Source organism: Streptomyces sp. 3214.6, from assembly GCF_900129855.1.
Taxonomy (GTDB): Bacteria; Actinomycetota; Actinomycetes; order Streptomycetales; family Streptomycetaceae; genus Streptomyces; species Streptomyces soliscabiei.
Genome location: NZ_LT670819.1, coordinates 954588 through 981371, shown reverse-complemented (window position 1 = coordinate 981371; position 26784 = coordinate 954588). Strand labels below are relative to the sequence as shown.

General features: G+C 73.2%; 25 protein-coding genes and 2 pseudogenes. 9 read left to right on the top strand and 18 right to left on the bottom strand.

Going from position 1 to position 26784, the window contains the following annotated elements; all coding sequences use genetic code 11:
- Positions 1–2: 2 nt before the first annotated feature.
- Positions 3–1835, top strand: a complete 1833-nt coding sequence (locus B5557_RS04375; protein ID WP_079657863.1) for a hypothetical protein — start codon at positions 3–5, stop codon at positions 1833–1835.
- Positions 1836–1869: 34 nt separating this feature from the next.
- Here the strand turns inward: B5557_RS04375 and B5557_RS04370 are convergent, their stop codons facing one another.
- Positions 1870–2523 (bottom strand): nucleoside/nucleotide kinase family protein, encoded by a 654-nt coding sequence (locus B5557_RS04370; RefSeq protein WP_079657862.1) that lies wholly within the window; start codon positions 2521–2523, stop codon positions 1870–1872.
- Positions 2524–2578: 55 nt separating this feature from the next.
- Here B5557_RS04370 and B5557_RS04365 point away from each other — a divergent pair, with 55 nt between their 5' ends.
- The 3 genes from B5557_RS04365 (at position 2579) to prcB (ending at position 4548) form a co-directional block, all read left to right on the top strand.
- Positions 2579–2974 carry a nuclear transport factor 2 family protein gene (locus B5557_RS04365; RefSeq protein ID WP_079657861.1) on the top strand — a complete coding sequence of 132 codons (396 nt, stop codon included), beginning with the start codon at positions 2579–2581 and terminating at the stop codon, positions 2972–2974.
- A 168-nt stretch (positions 2975–3142) separates the two neighbouring features.
- Positions 3143–3589, top strand: coding sequence for a hypothetical protein (locus B5557_RS46115; RefSeq protein ID WP_079657860.1), 447 nt, complete (start codon positions 3143–3145; stop codon positions 3587–3589).
- A 104-nt stretch (positions 3590–3693) separates the two neighbouring features.
- The gene (prcB, locus tag B5557_RS04355) at positions 3694–4548 is read left to right on the top strand and encodes a proteasome subunit beta (RefSeq protein WP_079657859.1); all 855 of its coding nucleotides are present in this window, start codon (positions 3694–3696) and stop codon (positions 4546–4548) included.
- Positions 4549–4667: 119 nt separating this feature from the next.
- On the opposite strand, the gene B5557_RS04350 is transcribed toward prcB, so the two are convergent.
- A complete protein-coding gene (locus B5557_RS04350; protein WP_079657858.1) occupies positions 4668–5603 on the bottom strand; it encodes a LysR family transcriptional regulator in 936 nt (311 codons plus the stop codon).
- Positions 5604–5736: 133 nt separating this feature from the next.
- Here B5557_RS04350 and B5557_RS04345 point away from each other — a divergent pair, with 133 nt between their 5' ends.
- The gene (locus B5557_RS04345) at positions 5737–6981 is read left to right on the top strand and encodes an MFS transporter (protein ID WP_079657857.1); all 1245 of its coding nucleotides are present in this window, start codon (positions 5737–5739) and stop codon (positions 6979–6981) included.
- A 62-nt stretch (positions 6982–7043) separates the two neighbouring features.
- Here B5557_RS04345 and B5557_RS04340 read toward each other — a convergent pair whose 3' ends face one another.
- From B5557_RS04340 to B5557_RS04325, 4 genes are all read right to left on the bottom strand, one after another.
- A complete protein-coding gene (locus tag B5557_RS04340; RefSeq protein ID WP_079657856.1) occupies positions 7044–8003 on the bottom strand; it encodes a hypothetical protein in 960 nt (319 codons plus the stop codon).
- An 11-nt stretch (positions 8004–8014) separates the two neighbouring features.
- Positions 8015–9487, bottom strand: a complete 1473-nt coding sequence (locus B5557_RS04335; RefSeq protein ID WP_079657855.1) for an APC family permease — start codon at positions 9485–9487, stop codon at positions 8015–8017.
- Positions 9488–9752: 265 nt separating this feature from the next.
- Positions 9753–11156 (bottom strand): Si-specific NAD(P)(+) transhydrogenase, encoded by a 1404-nt coding sequence (gene sthA / locus B5557_RS04330; RefSeq protein ID WP_079657854.1) that lies wholly within the window; start codon positions 11154–11156, stop codon positions 9753–9755.
- Between the two features lie 57 nt (positions 11157–11213).
- Complete coding sequence (locus B5557_RS04325) at positions 11214–11420, bottom strand: hypothetical protein (RefSeq protein WP_079657853.1); 207 nt, start codon at positions 11418–11420, stop codon at positions 11214–11216.
- 214 nt (positions 11421–11634) lie between these two features.
- On the opposite strand from B5557_RS04325, the pseudogene B5557_RS04320 reads away from it, so the two are divergent.
- Positions 11635–12071, top strand: a pseudogene (locus B5557_RS04320) (MMPL family transporter); the annotation flags it as partial.
- 98 nt (positions 12072–12169) lie between these two features.
- Here B5557_RS04320 and B5557_RS04315 read toward each other — a convergent pair.
- Positions 12170–13261, bottom strand: coding sequence for a PP2C family protein-serine/threonine phosphatase (locus B5557_RS04315; protein WP_079657852.1), 1092 nt, complete (start codon positions 13259–13261; stop codon positions 12170–12172).
- Between the two features lie 228 nt (positions 13262–13489).
- On the opposite strand from B5557_RS04315, the gene B5557_RS04305 reads away from it, so the two are divergent.
- Positions 13490–14398, top strand: a complete 909-nt coding sequence (locus B5557_RS04305) for a GNAT family N-acetyltransferase (RefSeq protein WP_079657850.1) — start codon at positions 13490–13492, stop codon at positions 14396–14398.
- A 105-nt stretch (positions 14399–14503) separates the two neighbouring features.
- Here the strand turns inward: B5557_RS04305 and B5557_RS04300 are convergent, their stop codons facing one another.
- The 4 genes from B5557_RS04300 to B5557_RS04285 form a co-directional block, all read right to left on the bottom strand.
- Positions 14504–15394 carry a Gfo/Idh/MocA family protein gene (locus tag B5557_RS04300; protein ID WP_079657849.1) on the bottom strand — a complete coding sequence of 297 codons (891 nt, stop codon included), beginning with the start codon at positions 15392–15394 and terminating at the stop codon, positions 14504–14506.
- Between the two features lie 95 nt (positions 15395–15489).
- Complete coding sequence (locus tag B5557_RS04295) at positions 15490–15675, bottom strand: hypothetical protein (RefSeq protein ID WP_079657848.1); 186 nt, start codon at positions 15673–15675, stop codon at positions 15490–15492.
- Between the two features lie 70 nt (positions 15676–15745).
- Entirely contained in the window at positions 15746–17110 is a 1365-nt protein-coding gene (locus B5557_RS04290) for a diaminopimelate decarboxylase (protein WP_099935335.1), read from the bottom strand.
- Positions 17111–17243: 133 nt separating this feature from the next.
- Positions 17244–18947 (bottom strand): PucR family transcriptional regulator, encoded by a 1704-nt coding sequence (locus tag B5557_RS04285; RefSeq protein ID WP_231976250.1) that lies wholly within the window; start codon positions 18945–18947, stop codon positions 17244–17246.
- A 198-nt stretch (positions 18948–19145) separates the two neighbouring features.
- Here B5557_RS04285 and B5557_RS04280 point away from each other — a divergent pair, with 198 nt between their 5' ends.
- Together B5557_RS04280 and B5557_RS04275 are read left to right on the top strand one after the other, a co-directional pair.
- Positions 19146–20006, top strand: a complete 861-nt coding sequence (locus B5557_RS04280; protein WP_079657847.1) for an aldo/keto reductase — start codon at positions 19146–19148, stop codon at positions 20004–20006.
- Between the two features lie 134 nt (positions 20007–20140).
- Positions 20141–20320: pseudogene (locus B5557_RS04275) on the top strand (DUF5133 domain-containing protein); the annotation flags it as partial.
- A gap of 145 nt (positions 20321–20465) precedes the next feature.
- Here the strand turns inward: B5557_RS04275 and tgmB are convergent.
- From tgmB to B5557_RS04240, 7 genes are all read right to left on the bottom strand, one after another.
- Positions 20466–21452: an ATP-grasp ribosomal peptide maturase gene (gene tgmB, locus B5557_RS04270; RefSeq protein WP_079657846.1), complete on the bottom strand. Its 987-nt coding sequence runs from the start codon at positions 21450–21452 to the stop codon at positions 20466–20468.
- 16 nt (positions 21453–21468) lie between these two features.
- Complete coding sequence (gene tgmA / locus B5557_RS04265; RefSeq protein WP_020129087.1) at positions 21469–21660, bottom strand: putative ATP-grasp-modified RiPP; 192 nt, start codon at positions 21658–21660, stop codon at positions 21469–21471.
- Between the two features lie 223 nt (positions 21661–21883).
- Complete coding sequence (locus B5557_RS04260) at positions 21884–22183, bottom strand: YkvA family protein (protein ID WP_079657845.1); 300 nt, start codon at positions 22181–22183, stop codon at positions 21884–21886.
- Positions 22184–22411: 228 nt separating this feature from the next.
- The gene (locus B5557_RS04255) at positions 22412–23623 is read right to left on the bottom strand and encodes a hypothetical protein (protein WP_079657844.1); all 1212 of its coding nucleotides are present in this window, start codon (positions 23621–23623) and stop codon (positions 22412–22414) included.
- Positions 23624–23972: 349 nt separating this feature from the next.
- Positions 23973–25025 (bottom strand): zinc-dependent alcohol dehydrogenase, encoded by a 1053-nt coding sequence (locus B5557_RS04250; protein ID WP_231976249.1) that lies wholly within the window; start codon positions 25023–25025, stop codon positions 23973–23975.
- Positions 25022–25882, bottom strand: a complete 861-nt coding sequence (locus tag B5557_RS04245) for a fumarylacetoacetate hydrolase family protein (protein ID WP_079657843.1) — start codon at positions 25880–25882, stop codon at positions 25022–25024. Before B5557_RS04245 ends, B5557_RS04250 begins: the two co-directional genes overlap by 4 nt.
- Positions 25883–25923: 41 nt before the next feature.
- The gene (locus B5557_RS04240; protein ID WP_079657842.1) at positions 25924–26748 is read right to left on the bottom strand and encodes an IclR family transcriptional regulator; all 825 of its coding nucleotides are present in this window, start codon (positions 26746–26748) and stop codon (positions 25924–25926) included.
- Between the last annotated feature and the right edge of the window lie 36 nt (positions 26749–26784).

Genomic DNA, 26784 nt, shown 5'->3' with positions numbered 1-26784 from the left:
CCGTGCACCTCCCCCGCCAGCGCGGCCCCCTGCACAACCTGCCCGACACCCCCGAGGCCTACGACGCCGTCCTCGCCGACGTCGCCGAGCAGGCCCTGGCCCGGCTCACCCCCGAGGGCAACCTCGAACACCCCGACTGCACCGACGACATCGGCGACACCTCGCTCGGCATCACCTCCCTGCTGGTGCTCGCCCTGCGGCGCACCAAGGACCCGCGACTGCCGGAGGCGGTGCGCCGCAGCCTCGCCTTCCACCTGAACGAGCGCGTCTACACCGAGGACAACCCCGGCTACCCGAACCTGCGGATCCGCAACTCCCGCCTCCCGTACGCCCGTTACGTCCTGCAGCCGGGCGCCCACCCCATCGGCGACTGGCCGAGCACGGTGTGGGCGTTGCTCCAGGCGGTGAACATCCTCGACGCACCGGACGGCCTGGTGGACGCCGACCAGCGCGCCCAACTGCTCGACGTGGCTCGGGGCTACTGGCGCTGGCTGACCGAGGCGACCTTCTTCAACCCGCAGGAGGCCGGCAACCAGGCGATCGGGTGCGTGGTCGGCGGCCTGATGCTGGCCCGCCGTCTGCCCGACGCCGAGGGCGCACAGGTCCGCTCCCGCGCCCTCGGGCTGTACACCGACGAGATCCGCGCCCACCGGGTCCGCGACCGGGGCGCCCTGCTGCCCCCCGAGCACGGCGGCGCCTACGACAACAACTACGGCCCGATCTCCCTCTCCTTCCTCGCCCAGGCCCACCGGATCAGCGGCGAGGAGATCTTCGCCGAGGACGGCGACGCGCTCGCCCGCTACATCGACGCCCGCCTCACCGGCGGCGGCTTCGACAACGGCGGCCCCCGCTACAGCGAGCAGCACTCCGCCTTCGAGTCCGTCCTCGGCCTGCGCTACTTCGGCGCCCGGATCGGCGCCGACCTGGGCCGTTACCGGGGCGACAGCCGCTGGGCCCGGCACGCGGCGAAGGACGACGGCGGGGTCGACGGTCACTTCGCTTGGATGCTGGTCTGGCAGATCCAGGACACCACGCCCTGGCACCGCGAGCCCTCCTCCCGGACCGCACGCCACCAACTGCGGGCCGGGACGGTCTCGGTGGCCTTCGACGACCGGATGACCCCGGCGGTGATCGAGGCGGCCGGGACGTATTGCCTGCCCGCCGCCGTGGGCCGTCAGCACGGCTTCGGACCCGTCACCGACGGCTTCCTGCTGTGCCGCCCCATGGGCGAGGTCCGTGTGCGTGACGTCCGCGCCGACGGCCTGACCGCCAAGCTCGTCACCAAGCCGGTCGTGGGCCGCGACCAGGTCCTGCGCCACGTGCGCTCCCTGTACGTCACCGACGGCGCCACCCTGTGGACGGCCGTCGCCGTGGAACGCCTCGACGGCACGCCGTACCTGCTGGCCGGCCTGCCGTACGCCGAGGACGACGGCGACCGGGTCCGGCGTACGGCGCACGCGGCCGTCTCCTCGGCGGGCGCCCTGCGGCTCACGCACCCGGAGGCACCGGGGCCGGAGCACTTCGACGCCCGCGCCGAACTCACCCAGGAACAGGCCGCCTTCGCCCTCGCCGCCGACCCGCGCGGCTACGGCAACCCGGACGAGGGGTGGCGCCACCTGGTCAGCTCGACGGCCCTGGAGGCGGGGCCGGTCGCCGACGCGCCGGACGACCTGCATGTGTTCGCCCTGCGGTACGGCACCGAGGAACCGTTCACGGTGGCCGTCGAGCGGGGCGAGCAGGGGCTGACCCTGCGCACGGACGCCTTCACCGCCGTCCTCGGACCGGACGACGCGCACGCCGAGCCACAGCTGACGCTCCGCGCGGTCAGCCGCTGACGGCGGCGGGGGAGAGGGAGAGCCCGAACCTCCGCTACCGTGCGCCGGTGACAGCCGGGGTGACCACCAGATCCGCCCGGTCCCGCGTCGCCGCCACCAGGTCGGCGTTGCGCTGGTCGGTGCCCAGGACCCAGGCCACCGCCTCCTCGTGCCCCTTGCCGAACTCCTCGTGGCGGGCGACCAACCGCCGGACGCGCTCGTCCTCCGCGACCGCGCAGAACCACACCTCGTCCAGCGCGGCCCGCACCCGCTGCCACGCGCCCGTGGCCAACAGCAGGTAGTTGCCCTCCGTCACGATCAGCCGGGCCGTCGGCGGCACCGGCACCGCTCCGGCGACCGGCTGCTCCAGGACCCGTTCGAAGCCCGGCGCGTACACGACCTCGTCGCCGTCGCTCTCCTCCCGCAGCCGCCGCAGCAGAGCCGCGTACCCGGCCGCGTCGAAGGTGTCGGGCGCGCCCTTGCGGTCCCGGCGGCCGAGGCGGTCCAGTTCGACGTCGGCGAGGTGGAAACCGTCCATCGGGACATGAGCGACCCACGGCTCACCCGCGCCGTTCAGCTCCCGCACCAGGCGCTCGGCGAGGGTCGTCTTGCCCGCGCCGGGGCTGCCGGTGATACCGAGGAGCGCGCGCCGGCGGCCGTCCCCGGCGAGGGCGCGGGCGCGTATGAGCAGGTCGTCGAAAGTGAGCACACAGCAGAGTGTCGCAGTCTCCTGGAAGGAGACCCGCAACGAGAGGAGGACGACCGTGTCCGACGACGAGACGCAGATCCGCGCGCTGATCACCCGCTGGGCCGACGCCGTCCACCGGGGCGACCTCGACACCGTCCTCGACCATCACGCGGACGACCTCGTGATGTACGACGTGCCGGCGCCCCACGAGGGCATCCGGGGTCTGGCCGCCTACCGGGCGACCTGGCCGCCGTTCTTCGTCTGGCAGGCCCAGGGAGCCCGCTTCGACATCGACACCCTCGACGTCACCGCCGGCCACGACGTCGCCTACGCCTATGCCCTGCTGCGCTGCGGCACGCCCGAAGAGCTCGCCGCGTGCCCCTCGCTGCGGCTGCGGCTCACCTTCGGTCTGCGCAAGGAGCGCGGCCGCTGGCTGATCGCGCACGAGCACCACTCCTTCCCGCACGACTGAAGCCGAGGGCGAGGCGAGGGCGAGGCGACGGCGAGGCGAGGGCGAGGGCGACGGCGAGGGCGACGGCGACGGCGTACGCCACCCTGCGCGCCCGACTGATGCGGGTTGGTTTGTCCCTGTTTTTCGGTTCTTCGGTAATTCGGTCATCCGGTTACCTGTGTTTCGCCGGTGGCCAACGGCGCGAACGCCCTGCTCGTGGGCAGGCGGCGGCGCGTACCGGCGAGCGGGCCCGGCAGGTCGTGGCGACCACGCGGCCACCGGCTGCTCGCGGCGGTGGCCGGCGCCTTCACCCTGGCCGACCTCGTCGCGGCCCTGGCCGCGCTCGCGCTCGCCGGGCATCTGGCCGTGCAGTACGCCGTCCTGGACCACACCGTGGACCGCACCACCAAGAGCCACCGCGACTGGACCCGCGCCGCCGCGCGACTGCACCGGCTCGGCGTCCGTCCGCCCTGCCTGCTCACCGGGCACGAGGCCGTCCCCGTCGCCTTCTGCACCGGCTGCACCTCGGCCGGCACGAGCGGCCACGACGCCGACACCACCGAGGCGGCGATCCTGCGCACCGTCCGCCGGATGCCCACCGCCGTGCTCACCGCGCGCGAGCACCGGGCCGCTTGACGTCGTCTTCCGGCCATCGGCCTCCGTGTGTCGTACGTGTGTTTCCCGGCCGTCCGGCGCAGGTAGGTAGTGGGGTGTCGGAGGCGGCGGCGAGGGGGAGTGGCATGGCGCGGAGCGGAACCGAGGGACGGCCGGCGGACGAGTTCTTCACGGTGGGCGGTTCGTCCTTCCGTGACTTCCTGGCGGCGCACCGACCCGAACTGCTCCCCACCCGCCGACCGTTCCCCGACGGCGTCCGGGCCGCCCCGGACAGCTTCCCGCACGGCACGACCGTGCTCGCCCTCGCCTACCGCGACGGTGTGCTGATCGCCGGTGACCGCCGGGCCACCATGGGCAACCTCATCGCGCAGCGCGACCTGGAGAAGGTGCACCCGGCGGACGACCTCACCGCCGTCGCCTTCGCCGGCAGCGTCGGACTCGCCCTGGACATGGTGAAGCTGTACCAGGTCGAGCTCACGCACTTCGAGAAGGTCGAGGGCGTCCCCATGACCCTCGGCGCGAAGGCGCGTCGGCTGGCCACGATGATCCGGCAGAACCTCGACCAGGCCATGCAGGGCCTCGCCGTCGTCCCGCTCCTCGCCGGCTACGACACCGCCGCCGCCCCGGGCGCCCGGGGCCGCATCTTCAGCTTCGACGTGGCCGGCGGCCTGTACGAGAAGTCGCCCTTCCACGCCGAGGGCTCCGGCTCCCCGTACGCCCGCGGGTCGCTGAAGAAGCTGTACCGCGCCGGTATGTCCCGGCGCGAGGCGGCGCTGGCCGCGCTCCAGGCGCTGTACGACGCGGCCGACGACGACTCCGCCACCGGCGGCCCCGACCTCAACCGCCGTATCTTCCCGATCGTCTCGGTCATCACCGAGGAGGGCTTCGAGCGGCTGCCCGAGCCGGAGACGGAGCAGCTCAGCCGCGAGGTAGTCGACCGGCGCCGAAGCAGCCCGGACGGCCCGAACGCCACCGCGTGACACCCCGGGGCGATCCGCCGGGCCTCACGCCGTCTCCTGCCGGGCGGAGGGTCGCCCCATGGCGTCCTCCGGATGAGCGATGACGGCAGGCACGTCGTCGCTCTCGGTGCTCCGGCGTTTCAGTGGGGAATCACCCAGTCCGGCGTCCAGATGCCGGCGGCGTCGTGGTCGGCCGCCGTCGCGGCGAGATGGGCGCGGAGAGCGGTCAGCGCCGGGTGGGGGTTGTCGCGGTGCCAGAGGAGCGAGTGCGGGTAGACAGGGGTGGGGGCGGTCACCGGGATGCGGCGCAGGCCGTGGCCGGCGGGCCAGACGAGGCGGGTCTGCTCGCTGATGAAGGTGGCCAGGGCAGGGGTGTCGGCGACGGTGTCGAGGAGCGCGTCGGAGCCGAAGTTGGGGCCGGTCGCCTCGATGGTCAGGCCGAACTCGGCGACGAGGTCGTCGTAGTAGGCGGCCCACTCGGTGCCCGGAACGATGCCGGGCATCCAGATCCGGTGCCCGACGAGCTGGGGGAGCGTCACCGACCGGGCGCCCGCCAACGTGTGGGCGGGGCCGGTGAGGAGCTGGAGCGGCTCGTCGAGCACACGGACTGACTCGATGTCCTCGGGGAGGGGACGGCCCGGCATGGCGACGGCACGGAAGGACGCGTCGATCTCACCGGACCGGATGGCGGCGACGGCCGTCTCGACGTCGAACAGCCACACCACGTCGAGCTCGATCTCGGGGTGCGCGCGGTGGAAGCCGCGCATCAGACCCGACGGCGCGACGCGAGAGGCGATCACGTCGACGCGCAGCGGACGGCGGTCGGGGCGCACGGAGGCGACCGCGCGCTCGGCGACGCGCAGCAGCTCGCGCGCGTGGGGCAGGAACGCCTGCCCGTCGATGGTGAGCTGGGCGCCGCGCGCGCTGCGGGTGAACAGCCGCACGCCGAGGGTGCGTTCCAGCGCGGCGATGCGCTTGGAGACGGCCTGCTGAGTGACCGCCAGCTCGGCGGCGGCCTCCTGGAACTGCCCCGCGTCGGCGGCGGCGACGAACGTCCGGACGGTGTCGAGGTCCATGTCGCCACCCTAGGGGTACAACCGCTGGTTGTGGTCAGGAGGTCCTGCGGTTGTTTGATCCCTGCGTACGCTGCTCGCTTTGATGTCTTCGATCGCGGATCGGTTGTGCGGGCGAGTGGCGGGGGCGGCGGGCATGAGAAGCGGGCACCGGCTGGGGCGGCGGTTCGGATGGCTCTGGGGAGCGTACGGGACCAGTGCGCTCGGCACCTGGCTCGCCTTCGGAGCGTTCCCGCTGATCGCCATCCAGGTGTTGCACGCCGGACCGGCCGAGGTCGCCGCGCTGTCCTCCGTCGGGGCCGCGGTGGGCGCGGCCGTGGCGATGCCACTGGGCCCGTGGGTGGAGTTCCGCCGTAAGCGGCCGGTGCTGATCGCGATGGACCTGGTGCGGTTCGCGGCGCTGCTGACGGTCCCCGCCGCGTTCGCGCTCGGCGTGCTCACCTTCCTTCAGCTCCTGCTGGTCTCGGTCGTCGTCGCGGCGGCCGACATCACCTTCCGCGCCGCCTCCGGGGCGTACCTGAAGACGCTGCTGCCGGCCGAGGACCTGCTCGTCGCCAACGCCCGGTTCGAGTCCACGGCCTGGACGACCACGATCATCGGACCGCCGCTGGGCGGCGCCGCGATCGGGCTTCTCGGCCCGGTGGCGACGGTGGTGGCCGACGCGGTCAGCTACCTGCTCTCGGCCCTGGGCATCCGCGCGATGGGCGGGCACGAGCCGCGGCCCGAGCCCCGGGAGACCGAACGCATGCGGGCCCGCGACCTGCTCGACGGGTGGCGGTACATCCTCGCCGACGCGACGCTGCGCCCGCTGTTCTTCAACACCGCGTTGTTCAACGCCCTGGTGATGGCCGCCCAGCCGCTGCTCGCCGTCCTGATGCTCGGCCGGCTCGGGTTCTCACCGTGGCAGTACGGCCTCGCCTTCGCCGCGCCCTCCATCGCCGGGCTGCTGGGTTCGCGGCTGGCGCGGCCGCTCGTCACCCGGTTCGGGCAGCACCGGGTGCTGGTCGTGGTCGGGGCGCTGCGCGCGATCTGGCCCGTCGGCCTGGCCTTCCTCGGGCCGGGCGCCGGCGGTCTGCTGCTGGTGATCGGCGTCGAGCTCGGGCTCATCTTCTGCTGTGGAGTCTTCAACCCGGTCTCCGCCACCTGTCGCCTGGAGCGCACCGCTCCCGACCGGGTCGCCCGCACCCTGTCCGCCTGGGCGGTGACGACCAAGGCTTCGACCGCGTTCCTGACGGCCCTCTGGGGCGTCCTGGGCGGTCTGCTCGGGCTGCGCACGGCCATCGGCCTGGCCGGCGTGCTCCTGCTGGCGACCCCGCTGCTGCTCCCCCGCCGCGCGGCAGCGCCGCTCGCCGAGCCGCAGCCGGCGCCGAACCGCGCCTGACGGACCGCCGCCGCCGTCACGGACGCTCGGCCCGGCAGCCGACGCGACACGGGTGCCTGCGCTCAGTCGCGTACCCTCCACTCCTTGCGCCACCGCGCGATCTGCTGGGCCGGGTCTCCCGTGTACGACCAGGGAGTGCGTGTCGCCCGCCGGCCGAGGAGTCCCAGCAGCGGCATGGCCACCTCCGCCACCCCCGCCGAACACGCCGCGTGGGCCAGGTAGTTGACGTCACGCAGCTCGCCCGGCGCGATGGTGTCCTCCTTGCGGCCCATGATCCAGCGGTCCCAGGTGCGGCGGACGTCGCTGACGGCGCCGTCGTTGTTCCAGTGCTGGCCGAGACCCACCGACGCGGAGCGGCCCTGCGTGGTGTCGAGGGAGTGACGGAACTCCTCCACGCGCGCGTACTGCACCAGTACCGGCAGCGGGCAGCCCGGCGGGGCCACGCCGGCCGCGTCCCGGGCGAAGTCGTACATCAGACCGTGCGAGCCGTGCCAGCGGGCGGAGTAGTAGTGCAGGACCTGGAGGTGGCCCTCCATGCTGTAGGGGTCCCGCTGGTACAACTCGTCCCACCAGCGGGCCAGTTCCTGTCGGCGCACCCCGGCCGGGTAGAGGCGGGCGACCGAGATCAGCGAGGTCCACGGCGTCGGATCGCCCAGGTACGCCTCGGCCGCCGCCAGACACGCCAGGACCGCGGCGTCGATCCGCGTCTGGTCGATCGGCATGCCCCGGCCCGCGTTGATCGCCAGGTTGAACGCCCGGGCCGTCTCGGTGGCCGCCCGCAGCACCAGCGCGTCGGCGCTGTGCGGCTCGGCGGCCAGCCAGGTCTCCACCGTCGAACTGCCCGCACAGGCCTGGGCGAGGAGCCGGACCCGATGCCCGCGGGCGAGCCAGTCGGGTCCGGTCGCGCGCAGCAGGTCCCGCAGTCCCTGCCAGCGGCCGATGACGATGTCGTGCCGGGTGGAGGAGAGAGGGGCGTCCCCGCAGTCGGGGTCGAAATCGGGAGCGAAACGGTCCCGCGCCATCGGATTCCTTCTCAGAAGTCGGTGGACAGACCCTCATGGGCGGTGGAGCGCCCGGCCTGATGCCCGTCGGGCACATAGCCGGCCTCCACGGTCCGTGAGGCGTCCAGCCGGGCGGGCCGGTAGTAGTCGCTGCCCTGCCGCCAGTACCAGAGCATCGGCACCAGTCCCACGGCGAGCCCGCCGATGCCGATGGCGACCGCCGCCGGGTCCAGCTCACCGAGCGACTCCGCGAAGATCCAGAACATGAACAGGGCACCCAACAGGGGCCACAGCCCGCCGAGGAGAAAGTCGGACACCGATTTCAGCAGGGTCCTGCGGTACGCGACGACCGCGGCCAGGCCCGCCAGCCCGTAGTAGACGGCGATCTGCAGGCCGATCGCCGAGATCGCGTCGGCCAGGATGTCGCCCACCGAGCCCAGCGCGTTGGAGGCGACGAACAGCACCAGCGCCACGCCGCCCACCACGGCGATCGCCACCCAGGGCGTGTTCCATGTGCGGTGCACCCGGCCCAGCGCGGACGGCATCGTACGGTCGCGGCCCATCGCGAACAGCGAGCGCGTGACCTGGATCAGGGTGGTCTCCAGGGTGGCGACGGTCGACAGCATCACCGCCACGATCAGCAGCTTGCCGCCCCAGCCCGGCCACACCTCCTCGCCCAGCGCCGCCAGCACGTTCGCGCCGTTGTCCTCGATCCGCTGCGAGCTGAGGACGACGTTCACCGCGATGGTGAAGACCTCGAAGAGCAGAAAGACGATGCCGACGCCGATCAGTCCCGCGAGACCGGTCGTGCGGCGGCTGTTGCGGGTCTCCTCGCTGAGGTTGCTGGTGACGTCCCAGCCCCAGTAGTAGAACGCGGCGACCAGCGCGCCCGACGCGAACCCGGACACCCCGTGGAAGTGGCTGAACCCGAGCCAGGACCAGTCGAACGGCAGCGCGTTGTCCGTGTGGAAGACGGCGAGCACCGCGAACAGCGCCAGAATCGCCAGCTCCACGCCGGACATGATGAGTTGCGCGCGCACGGTGAGCCGGGCCCCGCCCAGCACCACCGCCAGCATCACCAGGAACCAGGCGGCGCCGACGACGGTCGCGAGCGCGGTGTTGTCGCTGAGGCCCTCGTCGAACAGGGCGAGCGTCATCGACCCGGCCGGCAGCGACCCCGCCACCATGAAGATGGTCGCCGAGATCACCAGCGCCCAGCCGCTGATGAAGCCCAGGAAGGGATGGAGCGTGCGCCCCACCCAGGAGTAACTGGCCCCCGCGTTGACGTCGATGCGGCTGAGCCGGCTGAACGCCAGCGCGATGCCCAGCATGGGTATCGCGCAGTACAGCAGCGCCGCCGGACCGGCCAGTCCCACGGCGCCGGCCAGGACCGCCGTGGTGGCGGCGATGGAGTACGCCGGGGCGCTGCCCGCGACCGCCATCACCACCGTGTCGAAGGTGCCCAGCACATTCGCCTGGAGCCCTCTTCCGGTGCTGTTGCTCATGGTTGTGCTGCTTTCCTTCGTGCACGCCGCCCGGCGGCGTATGGGGGGTGAGGAGTGGAGCAGTGGAGCGCCGCCGCACGTCGAGAGGGGTGACCTCGGGAAACGTCGGCAGGGAAGAGCGCGCGGAGAGTACCGTGCCAGCACTGCGTCGGCGGACGGTCACTCCGAGTGTGCGAGTGACTATAGCCCTAACGCTTGAGCTTTCAAGATTGACGGATGGGTAATGTTCATGACGGCGGGAGGACCGCGGGCGGCGCCTCGCGGATCAGTCGCCGATCCGGTCCAACTGCTGTAGCCGATTGGTGGCGTCCAGGGCTGCGACCTTGTACGACTCCGCCAGCGTCGGGTAGTTGAACACCGCGTTGACCAGGTAGTCGACGGTTCCGCCGCAGCCCATCACCGACTGGCCGATGTGGATCAGCTCGGTCGCCCCGCTGCCGAAGCAGTGCACGCCGAGCAGCGTCCGGTCCTCGGGCGAGACCAGCAGCTTGAGCATGCCGTGCGCGTCTCCGATGATCTGCCCGCGGGCCAGTTCCCGGTAGCGGGCGACGCCCACCTCGAACGGCACCCGGTCCTCGGTGAGCTGGTCCTCCGTGCGCCCCACGAAACTGATCTCCGGGATGGTGTAGATGCCGATCGGCTGCAGGTGGTGCATCTGCCCGACGGGCTCGCCGCAGGCGTGGTACGCGGCTGCCCGGCCCTGCTCCATCGCGGTCGCCGCGAGTGCCGGGAAACCGATGACGTCACCGACGGCGTAGATGTGCGGGACCGGTGTGCGGTAGTGCTCGTCGACCTCGATCCGGCCGCGCCGGTCCGCCGCCAACCCGGCCTTGTCCAGGTCGAGTTCATCGGTCAGGCCCTGCCGGCCCGCCGAGTACATCACCGCGTCCGCCGGGATCTTCTTGCCGCTCTCCAGCACGGTCAGCGCACCCCGCGGATGCCGCTCCACGGCGGCGACGGTCTCCCCGAACCGGAACGCCACCGCCAGGTCCCGCAGGTGGTACCTGAGCGACTCGACGACCTCGACGTCGCACATGTCGAGCATCCCGGCGCGCTTCTCCACGACCGTCACCCTGCTGCCCAGCGCGGCGAACATGCTGGCGTACTCCATGCCGATCACACCGGCGCCCACGATCACCATCGACCGCGGAACCCGCTCGATGGTCAGGACATTGTCGGAGTCGAGGATGGTCCGCCCGTCGAACTGCACGCTGTCCGGCCGCGCCGGCCGCGTCCCGGTGGCGATCACGATGTGCTCGGCACTGATCAGCCGCTCCTGCCCGGTGGTCTCCCGCAGGGCGATCGTGTGGGCGTCGACGAACCGGCCGGTGCCGGCGAACAGGGCGACATGGTTGCGGGACAACTGGCTGCGGATGACGTCGGTCTCCCGCCCGATCACGTGCTGGGTGCGGGCCGTCAGGTCGCCGACGGTGATGTCCTCCTTGAGCCGGTAGCTCTGTCCGTACAGGTCGCGCTGGGTGAGGCCGGTGAGATAGAGCACCGCCTCGCGCAGCGTCTTGGAGGGAATGGTGCCGGTGTGGAGGGAGACCCCGCCGACCATGTCGGGGCGGTCGACGACGGCGACCCGGCGACCCAGTTTGGCCGCGGCGATGGCGGCCTTCTGACCGCCGGGACCTGATCCGAGGACGAGCATGTCGAAGTCGGGCACCCTCCGCAGTCTGGCAGTGCGAGGGCCCGCCGCGAAAGAGTGTCGCCGGGGCCCGGCCTACGGCAGCAGCTTCTCGATCGCGCTCGGGCCCTCCTCGTCCAGCTTGCGCCGGGCCCACTCGAGGTTGCGCGGAGTGAGGTCCCGGCCGGTGGCGAGGACCATGTCCTCCGGCGACACCTCGGTGCCGGTGCGGGTGTGGAGCAGTTTGTCCGGGGTGGCGCGGTCCGGGGACGGCCGGGACGCGCCGGGCTGTGACGTCGACATGGTCTTGGCTCCTCGGGTCCGGTGGCTGCGACGGCCCGGTGCGCACATCGGGTCCACTAACACCATTCATCCTGGGCGCGCACCCTGCATCCGGAAGGGGCGCAGCGCCGGTCGTCGTCCGAGATGCCCGGGTGATCGGGCTGGCGTCTAATGGGCCGTATCGGGGCGTCCGAACCGTTCACGCGGCACACGCGCGGCAGGGAAGGCGCAGGTCATGGAAGCTGCCGCCGCGGGGGAACCGCGACCCGGGGGACTGCGGAGGCTCGGCGCCTGGTGCGCCCGCCACTGCGCGATTGTCATCGTGGCCTGGCTCGTGGCGCTGGTCGCCCTCCAGGCGATCGACCGCTCCGTCGGCGCGGGACCTACGAGGACAACTTCCAGCTGTCGGACGTGCAGTCCCACAAGGGCCTGGAGGTACTGGAGGAGCACGACCCGCAGGCCGGCGGCTACAGCAGCCAGATCGTCCTGCACGACGACAAGCAGGCCCTGAGCGCACTGAGCTCCCAGATCTCCGGCACGGTGGGCGACCTGCAGAAACTGCCTCATGTGCTGTCGGCCCAGAACCCGCTCTCCCCGACCCCGACCAAGGTCGGCCCCGTCTCCGGCGACGGAAGGACCGGGTACATCACCGTCCGCTTCGACGTCCAGCCCCGCCGTGATGACGCTGCTGGGCAGACACGCCTGGTGGACGCCGCGATGGCTGGACCGGATGCTGCCGCACATTGACGCGGAGGGGGACGCGGAGCGGCTCAGCGCCCCTGCGGCCGCACCGGGGCGAGAACGAGCATCGTGACGTCGTCGCGGACGGCGGGGCAGTGGCGCCGGACGTCGTTCCACACACGGTCCGCCGTCGTCGCCGGGTCGGCGTCGGCGGCGAGGGAGGGCAGCCGGTCGAGGAGCGGATAGAAGACGCCGTCGGCGTCCCTGGCCTCCGAGACGCCGTCCGAGGCCAGAAAGAGGCGGTCGCCGGGGCGCAACGGCAGGACGAGAGCGGTCAGCGGGGCGTCCTCCATGAGACCGAGCCCCAGCGGCGTCCACGGGACGGCGTCCACCTCCGTGGCCGTGCCGTCGCGCAGCAGCACCGGCGCCGGATGCCCACAGACGACGATGCGCACGGCGTCCGCGCCCGGGGTGAACTCCAGCAGGACGGCCGTCGCGAACAGCTCCGCGTGCGTGACCCGCGCCGAGTCCACCACCAGCCGCCGGTCCAGGCGGGCGGCCACCGCCTCCAGGGCCGGCTGGTCGAGCACCGCCTCCCGGAACGCGCCGAGAAGCGAGGCCACCGTGGCCACCGCCGCCAGCCCGTGCCCCTGCACATCGCCCAGCACCGCCCGCACCCCGTGGGCGCTCACGCGCACGTCGAAGAAGTCGCCGCCGACCAGCGTCCCGCGCTGCGCCGCCCGGTACAGACCCGCGCAGCGCACCGGACCGACCCGCTCGGGCACCGGCGGCACCAGCGCGTTCTGGGCGGCCTCGGCGATCGTGCGCTCGGTGTCCAGCTGAAGGTCCCGGCGCCGGCGCACGAACGCCACGAACACGCTCAGCACGGCGACGAAACACACCGTCAGCACATCGGTCTGACCCGGCTGGTCGAGCTGGAACGCGGGCACGTTCAGCATCACCACCACGGCCGCGCCGAGCACCCCGGTCGCCACCGGACCGTAGGACAGCACGGCCAGCGGCGGGATCGCGCCCAGCAGGAAGCCGAGGTCCAGCGGGTCGGGGCTGATCAGCGTGGCCACGCACACGCCCGCGACCAGGAGCAGCGGCAACGCCCGCACCCAGCCGGGCGGCGGCGCGCCCCGCAGCCAGCCCCGCCGGTCCCCGTCGCCTCGTCCCACACCCCCACGCTCCACCCCGGCACCGGCCGCCGCACGCCGAAAAACCGATGGACGCGACCGCGAACCACCCCTAGCGTGTTACCGCACGCCCGGAAACCCACGGAAGGAGGCGAGCGCCATGAAGTCCACACCCGTCCCGCGCTCCCACCCCGTGACCCCGGCGTGCCCCGTCTGACGTTCGTCCGACGCCCGGGAGCGCACCACGCCGTACGCGACCCGGAGGAATCCGTGACCGATCTGGTCATCCGCGCTCTCGACGAGAGCGACGTCCATCTGTTCGACACCCTGCCCGACCCGCTGCGCGCCGCCGAGGCGTTCGGCCATGTGCGGTACCGCCCGGAGTGGAAGCGCGTCGCCCTGCGCGACGGCCGGGTCGTCGCCCGCGCCGCCTGGTGGGGCGGGCCCGAGGACACCGAACCCCTCGCCGTCGAGTGGTTCGACTTCGCCGAAGGCGAGGAGGAGGCCGCCGCCGAACTCCTGCGCACCGCGCCCTGGCAGGTCGGCCTGGAACTGGTGATGCCCGGCGGCTGGCGGGCCGACCCCGTCATGCGGGCCGCCGCCGAGGCCCGGCACACAGCGGCCCGCGCGGCCGGCCACACCCCCCTCGTGGAACGCTTCGTGTACCGATGGACCCCGCAGTGCGGGCTTCCCGAACGCCCCGGACGCCTGCGCTTCGCCCCCGAACCCGACGACGCCGTCTTCTTCGACGCCCTGCGCCGCATCCACTCCGACACCCTCGACGCCCATGCCCGCAAGGCCGTGGCGAAGGGCGGCCTCGACCTGGCCGCCCAGGAGGAGCTGGACTTCTTCCGCTGGTGCCCGTCCCCACGCGAGTGGTGGCAGATCGCCCGCACCCCCGACGGAGACCTGGCCGGCCTGCACATCCCGGCCCACAACCCCTCCGGCCCGTGCGTCGGCTTCATCGGCGTCCTGCCGGAACACCGGGGCCACGGCTACGCCTACGACCTGCTCGCCGAGTGCACCCACTATCTCGTCGACCGGGGCGCCGAGTTCATCGCCGGCGCGACCGACCAGGGCAACTTCCCCATGGCGGCCCACTTCACGAAGGCCGGCTACCCCGTGGTCCGGGAGCGGGTGAACTTCGAACTCGGCTCGGCCGGGCGGCCGATCCTCTGAAGCCGCGACCACGGCAGACGACTGAAAGCCACACCCAGCGCCCCCGGGCGAGCCAACCCTACGAATGGCTCGCTCATCCCGATCAACAAGGTAGGGACGACTGAGTCAGCGCGCCGCGGCCGTCAACAGGGCCTGTGCGTCGGCCAGTATCTCGGTGACGCGCAGACCGAAGGCGGCGTCGCAGGGGTGGGGGCGGCCGTCGCGGGCCGCGGCGAGGAGGGCGTCGGCGGCCCGGGTGAGAGCGGCGGCGGCTTCCGTGCTGGAGCGGGGGAGCCGGGTGACTCCGGACGTGCCGCGGAGCTCGACGCTCGCGTCCGTCGCCGCGGGCGGGGCCGTCAGGCTCAGCGTCAGGGTGCTGGAGGCGCCGGTGACATGGTCCAGGACCACATGGACCGTGTCACCGGGGCCGTGGGCCGCCGCCGTCACCCGCCGGACCTCGCCGAGGACCGGCAGCAGCACGGACAGCGCGTGCGGACCCACGTCCCACAGGGCGCCCTTCTCCCCGCGCCAGGGCGTGGCGAACGGATGGCCGCTCTCACCGTGGAAGACGTCCCCCAGCCACTGGGCGTGTCCCGTGAACCACCCCGCCGTGTCCGCCTGTTCGGCGATCCAGTCGCCGGCCTCGGGCATGAACCGGGTGGTGAAGAAGACCACCGACGCGACCCCCGCCTCCCGCACGGCCCGCACCACGGCCCGCGCTCCCGCCGCCGTGGTGGCGACGGGCTTGTCGAGCAGCAGATGACAGCCTGCCCCGGCGGCCCGCACCGCGAGCTGCGCCTGGACGTCCGGCGGCAGCGCGACGGCCACCGCGTCCACGTCCGCGAGCAGGGCGTCGACATCGTCGTAGGGCCGGGTCCCGTGCCGGTCGGCCAGTTCCTTCGCGGCCTCCGGGCGCCGTCCCCACACCCCGACGAAGTCCAGCTGGTCGTGTGCCTGGAGGACGGGCGCGTGCACCATCCGGGCCCAGGGGCCGGTGCCGAGCAGACCGATGCGCATACCGCTGACTCTTCCTGCCGATGCCGAGTGGCCGAAGCCGGCCGTGGGCGAGCCTCGCACACCGGCGGGGTCCAGGACACCCCCGTCCGAGCCGCTCAGGCCGCCCGAGCGTCGTCCGTCCCCGCGCCCGGGGAAGTGCCCCGCACCAGCCGGAGATGCCGCCGCTGGGCGGCATGGCGCCGCCTGTGCCCGGCCGGGGCGAACAGGCGGTCCTCGACCCGGTCCAGGAGCGCCAGCAGGACGGACAGCAGCGGCAACAGCAGTACGGCGACCCAGAGCACGGTTCTCTCCTCCTCAGGCGATGGGATGCCGGGTGCTCCGGATCGGGCCGTTGATGCGTGCCGGACGCCGTCAGGGGTGCGCCGGGGCCGCGAAACCCGTCAGCAGGGCGTCCGCCTGGGCCAGGCCGCTCTCCGCGGAGATCTCCCGGAGCGTCTGCGCGGCCCGGACCGTGGCGAACGTGAGCCGACCGGCGTCGGCCAGATACCCGTACACGGCGGGCCTCGGCAGGCTGTTGTACGACCAGTGCGCCGAGAAGTAGTAGCCGCCCGTGTCGTGCAGGACCACCACGTCCCCCTCGGCGAGCGCCGGCAGCGGCCGGTCGTGCGCCACGACGTCCCCGGCGAAGCAGAGCGGCCCGGCGACGTCCTGCCGCACGAGGGGCGTCCGCTTGGGCGTGCCGTCCGGGCCGTACGCGGACACCCGCAGCGGCCAGGCCTGCGGCATGAGGACGGTACGGGTGGCGACCTGCCCGCCGGCGTGCGTGAGGGCGACCCGCCGGCCGCCGGCGTCCTTGACGTACTCGACGAGCGCCGCCGTGAAGCCGTTCTTGGCGATCAGGGAGCGGCCGAACTCGGTGACCACCTGGTAGCGGCCGTCCAGCAGGGCCGGCTCCGCGGTGGTCAGCGCGGCGACGTACTCGGCGTACGTGGGCGTGACCGTGTCGTCGGCGAAGTTCACCGGCAGTCCGCCGCCCAGGTCGAGGCTGGTCACCTGGCGACGGCCGACGTGGTCGTTGATCTCCTCGGCGAGCCGGTGCGTCGCCGCGAGACCCTCCGCGATCAGGGACAGCGGGCAGCCCTGGGAGCCCACGTGCGCGTGCAGCCGGGTCAGCCACGGCCGCCGCGCGAACGCCTCGATCACCCGGGCCCGGGCCCCGGGATCGCGCAGTGCCACCCCGAACTTGGACTGTGCGGTCGCCGTGCTCATCGCGCCGATGGACCCGGCGCCGACCTGGGGGTTGACCCGCAGTCCGAGCACGGAGGCGCAGTCAGCGGGGCGCAGCGCGTCGATCCGGTCGAGCTCGTCGAGGTTGTCCGCGTTGAGCGCGACCCCCAGGGCGAGGGCCTCCCGGATCTCCTGCCGGGCCTTGGCCGGCGAGTCCAGCACGATCCGCGCCGGCTCGAATCCCGCGTCCAGCGCCAGCCGTAGTTCCCCGGGGCTCGCCACCTCGCAGCCCATGCCGGCGTCGGCGAGCAGCCGCAGCACGGGCACCAGCGAACAGGCCTTGGCGGCGAAGGTGTGCAGGACGTCCGGCACGTGCGCGAACGCCTCGTGCAGGGCGGCGACGCTCTCGCGCACCCCCCGGACGTCGACGAAGCCGGCCACCGGCCGGTCCTCCCCGAGCAGCCCGTCCGTGACGGCCTGCCGGACGGCGAGCGCGACCCGCGAGTCGGGTGAGGCACCGGTGTGATGGTTCTCGGTGGGGAGCAGCACGTTCTGGTCTCCTTCGGACGAGGAAGGGGCGTCGCCCAGTGGTGGTGACACGTCCAGACTCGCCCCCGCGCCGCCCCTACGTCTTTGGGGGACCGTACAAAGACAACCGGAACCTTCGTGTCCACGCACAAGGTCAATGGTCCGGCGGCCTCGCTGTCAGCCGCACCGCGAGGGTCAGCAGCAGCCGGGCGTCGGCATCGTCCAGATCCACGCCGTACCGCTCCCGGACCCGGCCCAGCCGGTAACGCAGCGTGTTGGGATGCACGACCAGCCGACGGGCCGCCTCCGCGACATCGCCCCCGGCGTCGAGGTACGCCGCCAGGGTCCGCACGAGCTCGCCGCCCGCCGCCAGGTCGGTGCGGATCAGGTCGTGGACCGGCCCGCCGCCGGACTTCCACACCGGGTGCGCCGCGTCCAGGATCCGCAGCACCTCCAGCGCCGCGCCCGCCCCGGCCGCGTCGGCGTGCCGCGGGGGCCGGGGCCGTCCGGCGGCCGACGCCCGCGCCTCCCGCTCGCGCAGCGCCCGCACGACGAGCACGGCCCGCTCGTAGGACAGACGGGCCCGCTCCGGAGTGCCGACCGGTCCGACGCCCAGCCACACCGCCGGCGACCCCGGCAGCGAGGACACGACCGCGTCGAGATCGCGTACGACGCCCCGTACGGCGGCCTCGTGCTCCGCCGCCGAGGCGGCCCCGGTGAGCAGCAGCGCGAGCCGGTCGCCGTCGCGCATGATCCCGGTCCCCGGACGGTGCGCCGAGACCTCCAGGACGAGGACGTCCAGGGCCCGGTCGTCGGCCGGTGCGCCGGGCTGCCGCTCGGCCACCACCACCGCGCACGGCGCGTCCGGGGACAGACCGAGCGACCAGGCGTGGGTGCGCCGGTCCCCGAGGCCCCGCAGCAGGCCGCGCAGCGCGGCCTCCCGACGGTGCGCCGTGCCGCTCTCGCGCAGCCGCTCGCGCACCAGCAGCGGGGCGGCGAGCCCGGCGGCCGTCCGCAGGTACCGGGCGGCGTCCGGGGCGAGGGCGGCGTCGTCCGCGGCCGCCCAGATCGAGCCGAGGACCTCGCGCCCGCTGCGCACGGCGACGACCAGGCGCTCCGGGTTGTCGCCGTCGGCGGGCCGGTGGATGACGTCCTCGGAGGTCCACAGCGCGCGCAGCAGCCCGCTGCGCCGCAGTTCGGCGACCCGCCAGTCGGGAACCCGGCCGCCGAGGATCACGGTCCGGCGCAGCGCGTCGGCGCCGGGGCCGGTGGCGGAGTGGGCCAGGACGCGCAACCGGGTGTCCTCGATGGTGATCGACCCCTTCACCTGCGCCGCGACCCGCGCCGCCAGGACGGCGAGGGAGGGCGCCGCCGGGCCCCGGAGCGCGTCGGTGTCCTCGCCGTCGCCGGCCCGGGCGTAGGACAGCGCCGACCGCAGCAGCGCGGCGGCCTCGGCCCAGTCGGCGCCCTCGGCGCGGGCGAGCAGCGCGATGCCGGACTCCCGGGCCGCCGCCACCGGCCCGGCGAGCGGCTCGCCCACGTCGCCGACTTCGCCCGCGGCCCCTTCGCCAGCGGCTCCCTCGCCCGCGTCGCGCACCTCGCCCAGAACGACGGCGCAGGCGCCCCGCCGGGCGGCCTCCCGCACGGTCCCGGCGTCCGGGGCGGCGCCCACGGCCAGCAGCAGGACGCCCTCGCCCTCCGCGGCCCCCCGGCGCTGCGGACGCGGACCCAGATCGTCCAGACCGACGGCGATCCGCGTGACGACGGTGTCGTGCGTGGCGGGGGCGCACACCAACCGCACCGCGTCGCCGTCCTCGAAGGCCAGCAGGGACCGCAGGGTCGGCGTCTCCAGGCTCACCGGCCCGAGGATAGTTCGCCGCACGCGCACCCGCCCGCACCACGATTAACCTCCCGTACTGCTGAATGCGTTCGGTTTCTTCCATTGGACCCACGGCCGACGCCGGGGCCAGGCTGGATGCGTCCGGTGTGCCGCGATCACCTTCCGGGACACCGGACTTCCCGCTTCCGCACCACCTTCGAGAGAGGTCACGCGTACATGGAGACCCGCCGCATCGGGGACGTGGACGTCAGCGCGATAGGCCTGGGCGCGATGCCCATGTCGATCGAGGGACGGCCCGACGAGGCACGTTCCCTCGCCACCGTGCACGCCGCGCTGGACGCCGGCGTGACGCTGATCGACACCGCGGACGCCTACCACCTCCACGCCGACGAGGTCGGCCACAACGAGACCCTGATCGCCAAGGCTCTCGCCGGCCACGACCGGGGCGGCGACGTCCTGGTCGCCACCAAGGGCGGCCATCTGCGCCCCGGCGACGGCAGTTGGACCCTGGACGGCAGCCCCGCGCACCTCAAGGCCGCCTGCGAGGCGTCGCTGCGCCGGCTCGGCGTGGAGGCCATCGGCCTGTACCAGTTCCACCGCCCCGATCCGCGGATCCCCTACGCGGACTCCGTCGGCGCGGTGCGGGAACTGCTGGACGAGGGCAAGATCCGCGCGGCCGGCATCTCCAATGCGAACCCCGAGCAGATCCGGCAGGCGAACGACATCCTCGGCGGGCGGCTGGTCTCCGTGCAGAACCAGTTCTCCCCGGCCTTCCGCTCCAGCGAGCACGAACTGCGCCTGTGCGACGAGCTCGGCATCGCCTTCCTGCCATGGAGCCCGCTCGGCGGCATCTCCCGCGCCCGTGAACTGGGCTCCTCCTACGCCCCGTTCGCCCATGTAGCCGAGGCCCACGGCGTCAGCCCGCAGCGCGTGTGCCTGGCCTGGATGCTCGCCAAGTCGCCGGTCGTGGTGCCGATCCCGGGCGCGAGCCGCCCCGAGACGATCCTGGACTCGCTCGCCGCGCCGGACCTCCGGCTCACGGCCGACGAACTCGCGGAACTGGACGCCGTCGTCTGACCCGGGCACCGGGAGGACCGCCTGGTACGGGCGGGATGGCCGGATCATGACCCCGGAGGGTGACATGACGGGCCGACAGGCATGAATCGCCCAGGTCCGGGCACACGCAGCGCAAAACAGAGAGAGGGGCGCTCGTGATCGTTCCGGACCCGAAGGTCGCCAGGACGTTGCTGACCCGGTACGCGACGCTGAAGATCGCTCAGGCGGAGAGGGAGAGACCGCAGACGGCTCGTGAACTGCAGGACGTGACGTACACCTTGTGCGTGCTGATGGGCACGGCCGACGTCCGTGAGGCGGTGGCCGCGGCGGACACCCTGCTCGCGTCCGCGGCGGCGGCGCCGCCCGCCGAGGAACTTCCCGCGAAGGACGGGGAGAGCGGACTGTCCCTGGCGTCTGAGGACGGTCCGCGGCCGGACCCGGCGCGGCGGTGGCTCCCTGGAGCTCCGCCGCGTCCGTGCGTCAGGAGGCTGCGGAGCCGCACCGGTCGGCGGGCCGGGCACCGTGCTCAGGGGGCGACCCGGCGAGCCACTCCGCGATGGTGCGGGCGATCGGCTGGCCGGTGTCCACCTCCACGAAACCGAACTGACCCGACTGGTTGCACTCCAGAAACCACCAGGTCCCGTCGGCGTCCTCCGCGAAGTCGAAGGCCCCGTACGCCAGTTCCGCCTCCCGCAGATACACCCGTACGGCCTCGCCGAGGCGCGGCGGGACGTCGACGGGACGCCAGGGCGTGGTGGAGGGCGCGAAACGCACGTCCACCACGTCGGGGTCGCCGCCGGGGACCGTCTCCTTGCGGGCGGCCAGCAGGCGGTCGCCGACCGCGGTCAGCCGTATGTCGGCCCGCTTGGCCACCCGGCGTTGCAGCAGCGTCGGACCGTAGGCGACGGCGGCGAAGTCGGCGCCCGGCGGGACCCGGGTGGTGGGCACCGCACGGGGCGGATCCTGCGGATGCGCCCCGGACACCGGCTTGACCACCAGATCCGGGTAGCGGTCCGCGAACTCGCGCGCCGCCTGCGGGAACGTCGTGACGATCGTGGCCGGCACCGGCAGGCCGCTGCGCTGGGCGAGCCGCAGTTGCCAGGGCTTGTGCCGGGCGCGCGAAGACGCGTCCGGGTGGTTCATCCAGCGCGCCCCGGTACCGCGGAGCATGCCGTACAGCGCCTGCGAGGCCTCCTCCGTGAGCCACGCGGACGGCTGCGGCGCCCGGGCCGCCGCGGCGCCGGGCCTGCGGATCCACACCGACCGCAGCCCGTCGAGGCTCACCAGCCGTCCGGCGGACGACAGATGACCCCGAAACGCGCCGTGCACGTACTCGCCGGACAGCGCGACGGTATGGGTGAGGTCGGCGGGATCGAGCCGGACGACCGGGACGCCCGCGGCGTTCAGGTGCACGACCACCATGTCCGCCGTGACGTCCTCTTCACAGGTCAGAATGAGCACGGTCATGTTCGTCGGCCCGTGTTCAGTCGTCGAAGTGGGTCTTGGAGCCCGCCGTCGAGGTCGTGGTCCCGAGTTCTCTCAAAAGCGCGTGGTCACGAGCGGCGATCCGGCCGTCGAGAGTTACGTTCAACTGCATTCCGGGGTCATAGGCGTACGGAGTGCTGAACTCCAACTCGGCCGCAGGGCGTGCGTAGTTGAGCGTGAACGGTTGCATCGTCTCTCCCTCGTCGGTACTGCCTCGATCAAGCGGTGCCGCTGTGCGACGTCACTCGGGCCCGCTGCGTGGTGCTGGATTGGTGCGACCTTCAGTCACTTATACGAATCGAACGGGTGGTTGGTTTCCCTACTCTCCGTGATCATCGGGGAGTGGGGGACCGAACAGGGCGCGGAGCAGGGGAGATCGGGTCGAGCGGGCGTGAAAACGTCTTCCGGAGCGGTCAGTCGGGGACGTGCTCGGGGGCGTGGTCGGGGGCTCGATCGGGGGCGTGGCGCAGGGAACGCAGCGCCAGCAGGAGGACGCCGATGTCGTCGAGATACACGGGGTCCGGCAGGAGGTCGGTCGGGAGCACGAAATACAGGACCGCACCCCAGAACACCCAGCGCGGGCCGGTGGGAAGCCCCGCCCGCCTCAGGTTCCTGCGGGTGCGGACCAGCCGCACCAGCACCGCGGCCGCCACGGCGAGCAGAGCCGCGGCCGAGACAACCGCGACGACGACGAGCGTGGTTGGCGCATCCACGGGCCCTCCCAGTGGTCCGTCGCGCGGCGTCTGCTCTCTTTGTCGTTCTCTCTCCGGACCCTGTCCTGGGGTCCTGTCTGTCGATTTCCCCGCTTTCGGTTTCCGAATTCCCGTTTCCGGCGGGATTACGGCATGGGACGTAGCTCACACGAGCGCCACCGCACCACTACTCCCTGTCACGCCACCGGGAGTGGGGTGCCCCTCTGGGGGAGTGGGCCGGAGCCCGCCTCAGCGGTCGGCCGGCCCGGGTTCGTCGCCGTCGGGGGTGTCGCTCTCGTGCCGCTCGGGAGAGCCGTCCGGTGCGGGGGAGCCGTCCGGTGCGGGGGAGGCGGGCGTCGTCGACAGCGGGCGCAGGCTCTTGGTCGACTCCTTGAGGCGCTCCAGGGTCCGGCCCAGTTGCTGGAAGGGGGAGCCGCTCTTCCTGGCCGGCGCCGGACGCGGTTCGCCGGCCTCGGTGGCGGCCTCGCGGTACGCGGCCAGCGCCTCGTGGGCGTGTTCGGCGGCCTCCCGGTACAGGTCCCGGGACTCCGTCATCGCCTCCAGCGCCTCCTTGTACATCGCCACGAGCCGGCGTTCGCGCGCGAGCTCCTCCTCCAGGGTCAGCAGCTGCCACTGCTCCCGCAGTACGGTGAGCGCGGCGTCGCCGCCCTCCGGCAGCGGTTTGGGCAGGGCGGCGAAGCGCCGTACCGCGTCCAGGAGTTCGGTGGGATGCGTGCCGTCGAGGAACACGCTGCGCACCGAGAAGCCGGCGGCGTCGTAGTCGGCCGGAGCGGGAGCGCCGGGCAGTACCAGCGCACCGCCGCGCGGCACCTCCACCCCGGACTCCTTGAGCGCCCAGTTCACGGTGCGCAGCTGGTGCGGGGCCGCCCGGTGCTCGATCACCCGGTGGTGCAGGCCGGGCGGCAGCAGCGGAACCAGTGACCGGCGGCCCTGCTCGGTGGGCGTCATCGCCTCGTGGACGACGACGTGGACGGCCCAGGTGTCGCGCACGGCGTTGCGGAGCGTCCGCCGCAGTTCCTTCTCGTCGGCCGGCAGCGGGTTGGTGTCGAGGAAGCGCTCGCCCGCCACGGTCTCGTGCCCCCACGCGGTGTCCGCCTCCCAGGGCCAGAACAGGCCGGCGGGCGAGGGCCACCGCAAGTCCCACGGCCGCTCCGCCTCCGCCGTCAGTGTCCACTCCTGGCCGCGGCCCGACCACTCGCCGAGGGTGAGCCGGGCACGGACGGTGATCTCCTCCGCCACCGGCCACCGGGCTTCGAAGGCCGTCTCCCCCTCGGGGGTGTCGGCGTCGGGCAGCTCCATGAAGTCCTGGACGGTCCCGGCGTCCTTGAGTGCCTGGAGGTGGTCGCGCAGGACGTTCGGCGCGGCGGGGCCGGTGTGACGGCCACGGGTCTGCCACACCGTGGAGGGAGTCGTGGGCGCAGCGGTCGCGGAGATGTGCATGAGTCCATTCGTGAGGGCGGGCGACGAGACGAAGGCGTACGCAGGCCAGTATCGCGCGCCGCGGGGCGTAGGCGATCAAGCGGGTCGGTGACGCGGGTGCCCGGAGGCACCCCGTCGGGGCGCGCCTTCCCCACCGGGACACCGCTCACGCGTGCGGAGGGGTGCGGGGTGTGGGTCGCTCGTACGGGGTGTGCGCCGTTCACCACGGCAAGCGCCCCCGCACTCATGGGCTCGAGGGGGGCCGGGACCCCAGAATCGTAGGTGGACAGGGCTCGTCCACCATCCGCGTCGGGGCGAGCCCTGCCCGCGTGCCCGAAGCGCCCGCCCCGGCACGCCGGGGAACACCAGGTCAACGGTCGCTGTGGAGCCCTGGCTGCAGTCGCGGGTCGACGTGGATCTTGGGGCCGGGGCCGGCGCCGGGCGGGCGGTGGCCGGCGAGCACGGGGCCGGCCTCGTCGAGGCTCACGGTGGCGGCGACGAGCGGCCTGGGATCGACCGTCCCGTCGGCGTAGGCCCGGATGGTCGCGTCGAGGCCGGGGGAGGCGGACAGCACGCCCACGGCCCGCACGTCCTTCAGGGCCAGCGTGCGGGTGTCGATCCTGCTGGGCTCGCCGGCCAGCCCGATGTACACCACACGGCCGCCCGGCTCCACCAACTGCAGGGCGACGTCCGGCAGATGGGCGGCGTTCGAGGCGTCGACGACGGCGTCGAACGGCAGGTCGGGGAGGGAATCCTCCGTCCACACCTGCTCGAAGCCCAGGCCACGGGCGAAGGCGAGGGAGCCGGCGGTGGCGCCCATCAGGTGGACCTCCGCGCCGGCGGCTCGGAGGAACATCGCGACCAGCAGCCCGATCGTCCCGGGGCCCAGGACCAGCGCGCGGTCCCCCGGCTGCGGCGCGGCGGCCCGGGCGGCGCGCAGGGCGTTGCCGCCCGGCTCGACGAGTGCGCCGAGCACCGCGTCCACGGAGTCGGGCAGGGCGTGCAACGAGGAAGCAGGCACCGCCAGTTGCTCCGCCAGCGCACCGGCCTGGCCGCCCCGGATGCCGACCTCCTTCCGCTCCTCGCAGACGTGCTGGTGACCCCGCAGACAGCGGCGGCAGCCGCCGCAGCCGAGCATGGTGTCGCCCATGACGCGCCGGCCGAGCCAGCCGGGGTCGACCCCGTCACCGACCGCCGCCACCCGGCCGGCCCACTCGTGGCCCGGCCGCATCGGGTAGGAGGAGTGGCCCTGGTGGAGATAGGCCATCGCGCCGGTGAAGAACTCCACGTCGGTGCCGCAGACACCGACCCGCTCGACGTCGATGACGACCTCGCCGGGCCCGGCCGTCGGCGCCGGGAGCTCCTGGACCTCGTACTCACCGGGACGGGTCAGCACGAAGGCGCGCAGGGAACGGCTGCTCACCTCGGCGCGACCACGCGCTGGCGCTGGGCGCCGAGGCCCTCGATGCCCAGCTCCGTGATGTCGCCCGGCCGGAGATACACGGGCGGGGTGAGGCCCATGCCGACGCCGGGCGGGGTGCCGGTGTTGATCAGGTCGCCGGGCTCCAGGACCAGGAACTGGCTCAGGTAGTGAACGATGAAGTACGGGTCGAAGATCATCGTTTTGGTGTTGCCGGTCTGGCGGCGGACGCCGTTGACGTCCAGCCACATGTCCAGCGCGAGGACGTCGTCGATCTCGTCGGCGGTGGCCAGCCACGGGCCGGCGGGGTTGAAGGTCTCGGCGGACTTGCCCTTGGCCCACTGTCCGCCGCGCTCCAACTGGAAGGCGCGCTCGCTGACGTCGTTGACGACGACGTACCCGGCGATGGCGTCGCGGGCCTCGTCCACCGAGTCGAGGTAGCTGGTGCGACGGCCGATGACGATGCCGAGCTCGACCTCCCAGTCGGTCCTGGCGGAGCCGCGCGGGATGCGCACGTCGTCGTGCGGGCCGATCAGGGTGTTGGGCGACTTGGTGAACAGGATCGGCTCGTCGGGGACGGGCATGCCGCTCTCGGCCGCGTGGTCACGGTAGTTGAGCCCGATGCAGAGGATCTGGTGCGGGCGCGCGACGGGTGCGCCGACGCGCTCTCCGGCGAAGCGGGACACGCGGCCCGCCGCCGTGCGCTCGGCCACGACGGGGCGGACCCGGTCGACGCCCTCCGAGCCGAAGAACGCCTCGTCGAAGTCCGTGACGACGTCGGAGAGGTCGACGTACGTCTCGTCGTCGATGCGGGCAACGGGCTTCTCGGCGCCGGGGGCGCCGATGCGCATGAGGTACACGGGGGCTTTCTCCAGGGTGCGGTCGTCTGCGGGCTGGGGGTTCAGGCGTGGGGTCGGCCCAGGGGGCCGAGCAGGTCGCGGATCTCGTCGAGCGCGTCGACCAGGGTGGCCAGCGGCGTCCGGTAGGCCAGCGCGCTGATGCTGAGGGCGCCGGACGGCGTCGTCGGGGAGGTCAGGTATACCGGCAGGGCAAGGCAGTTGACCCCCGTCTCGTTCTCCTGGTCGTCGACGCCGTAGCCCCGTTCGAGCGTGACTGCCAGCTCGTGGTGGAGGTCGGCGGCCGCGCAGAGCGTCCGTGGCGTCCGGCGCTCCGGAGGCGAGCCGCCGATCCATGCCTCGACGTCAGCAGGCGAGCTCAACCGCCGGCTGAGGAGGAGTTTGCCGACGGCGGTGGCGTGGGCCGGGTTGCGGCCGCCGATCGTCGACGTCAGCCGGACGGCGCCGCTGGGCGGGTCGACCTTGGCGCGGTAGACGACCTCATGGCCGTCGAGCACCGCGTAGTGCGCGGTCTCGCCGAACCGGTGGGCCAGTGCGACCAGCACGGGGCGGACCCGGACATGCTCGGGACGGGCCTCGTGATGAGCGAAGGCCATGCGCAGGAACTCGTCCCCGAGGACATAACGCCCGCGGGCGTCCTGCTCGGCCAGTCCGGCCCGGCGCAGCGCGCCCAGCGCCCGGTGCACGGTCGGCTTCGGACTGCCCATCACCCGGGTCAGCTCCTCAAGCCCCACCCCTTCGGAATGCCGTGCGAGCTCCTTGAGGACCGCGAGCACCCGGTCCGAGCCCACCAGGCGGCCGCCCTCGGCCCCCGGTGCGCCGTGCTCGCCGGGGTCTGTCGATCCGTCGGACGTCTGCGTAGGCTTCATCGCGTTCCGAACAGTAGACCGACGTACCGACTATTG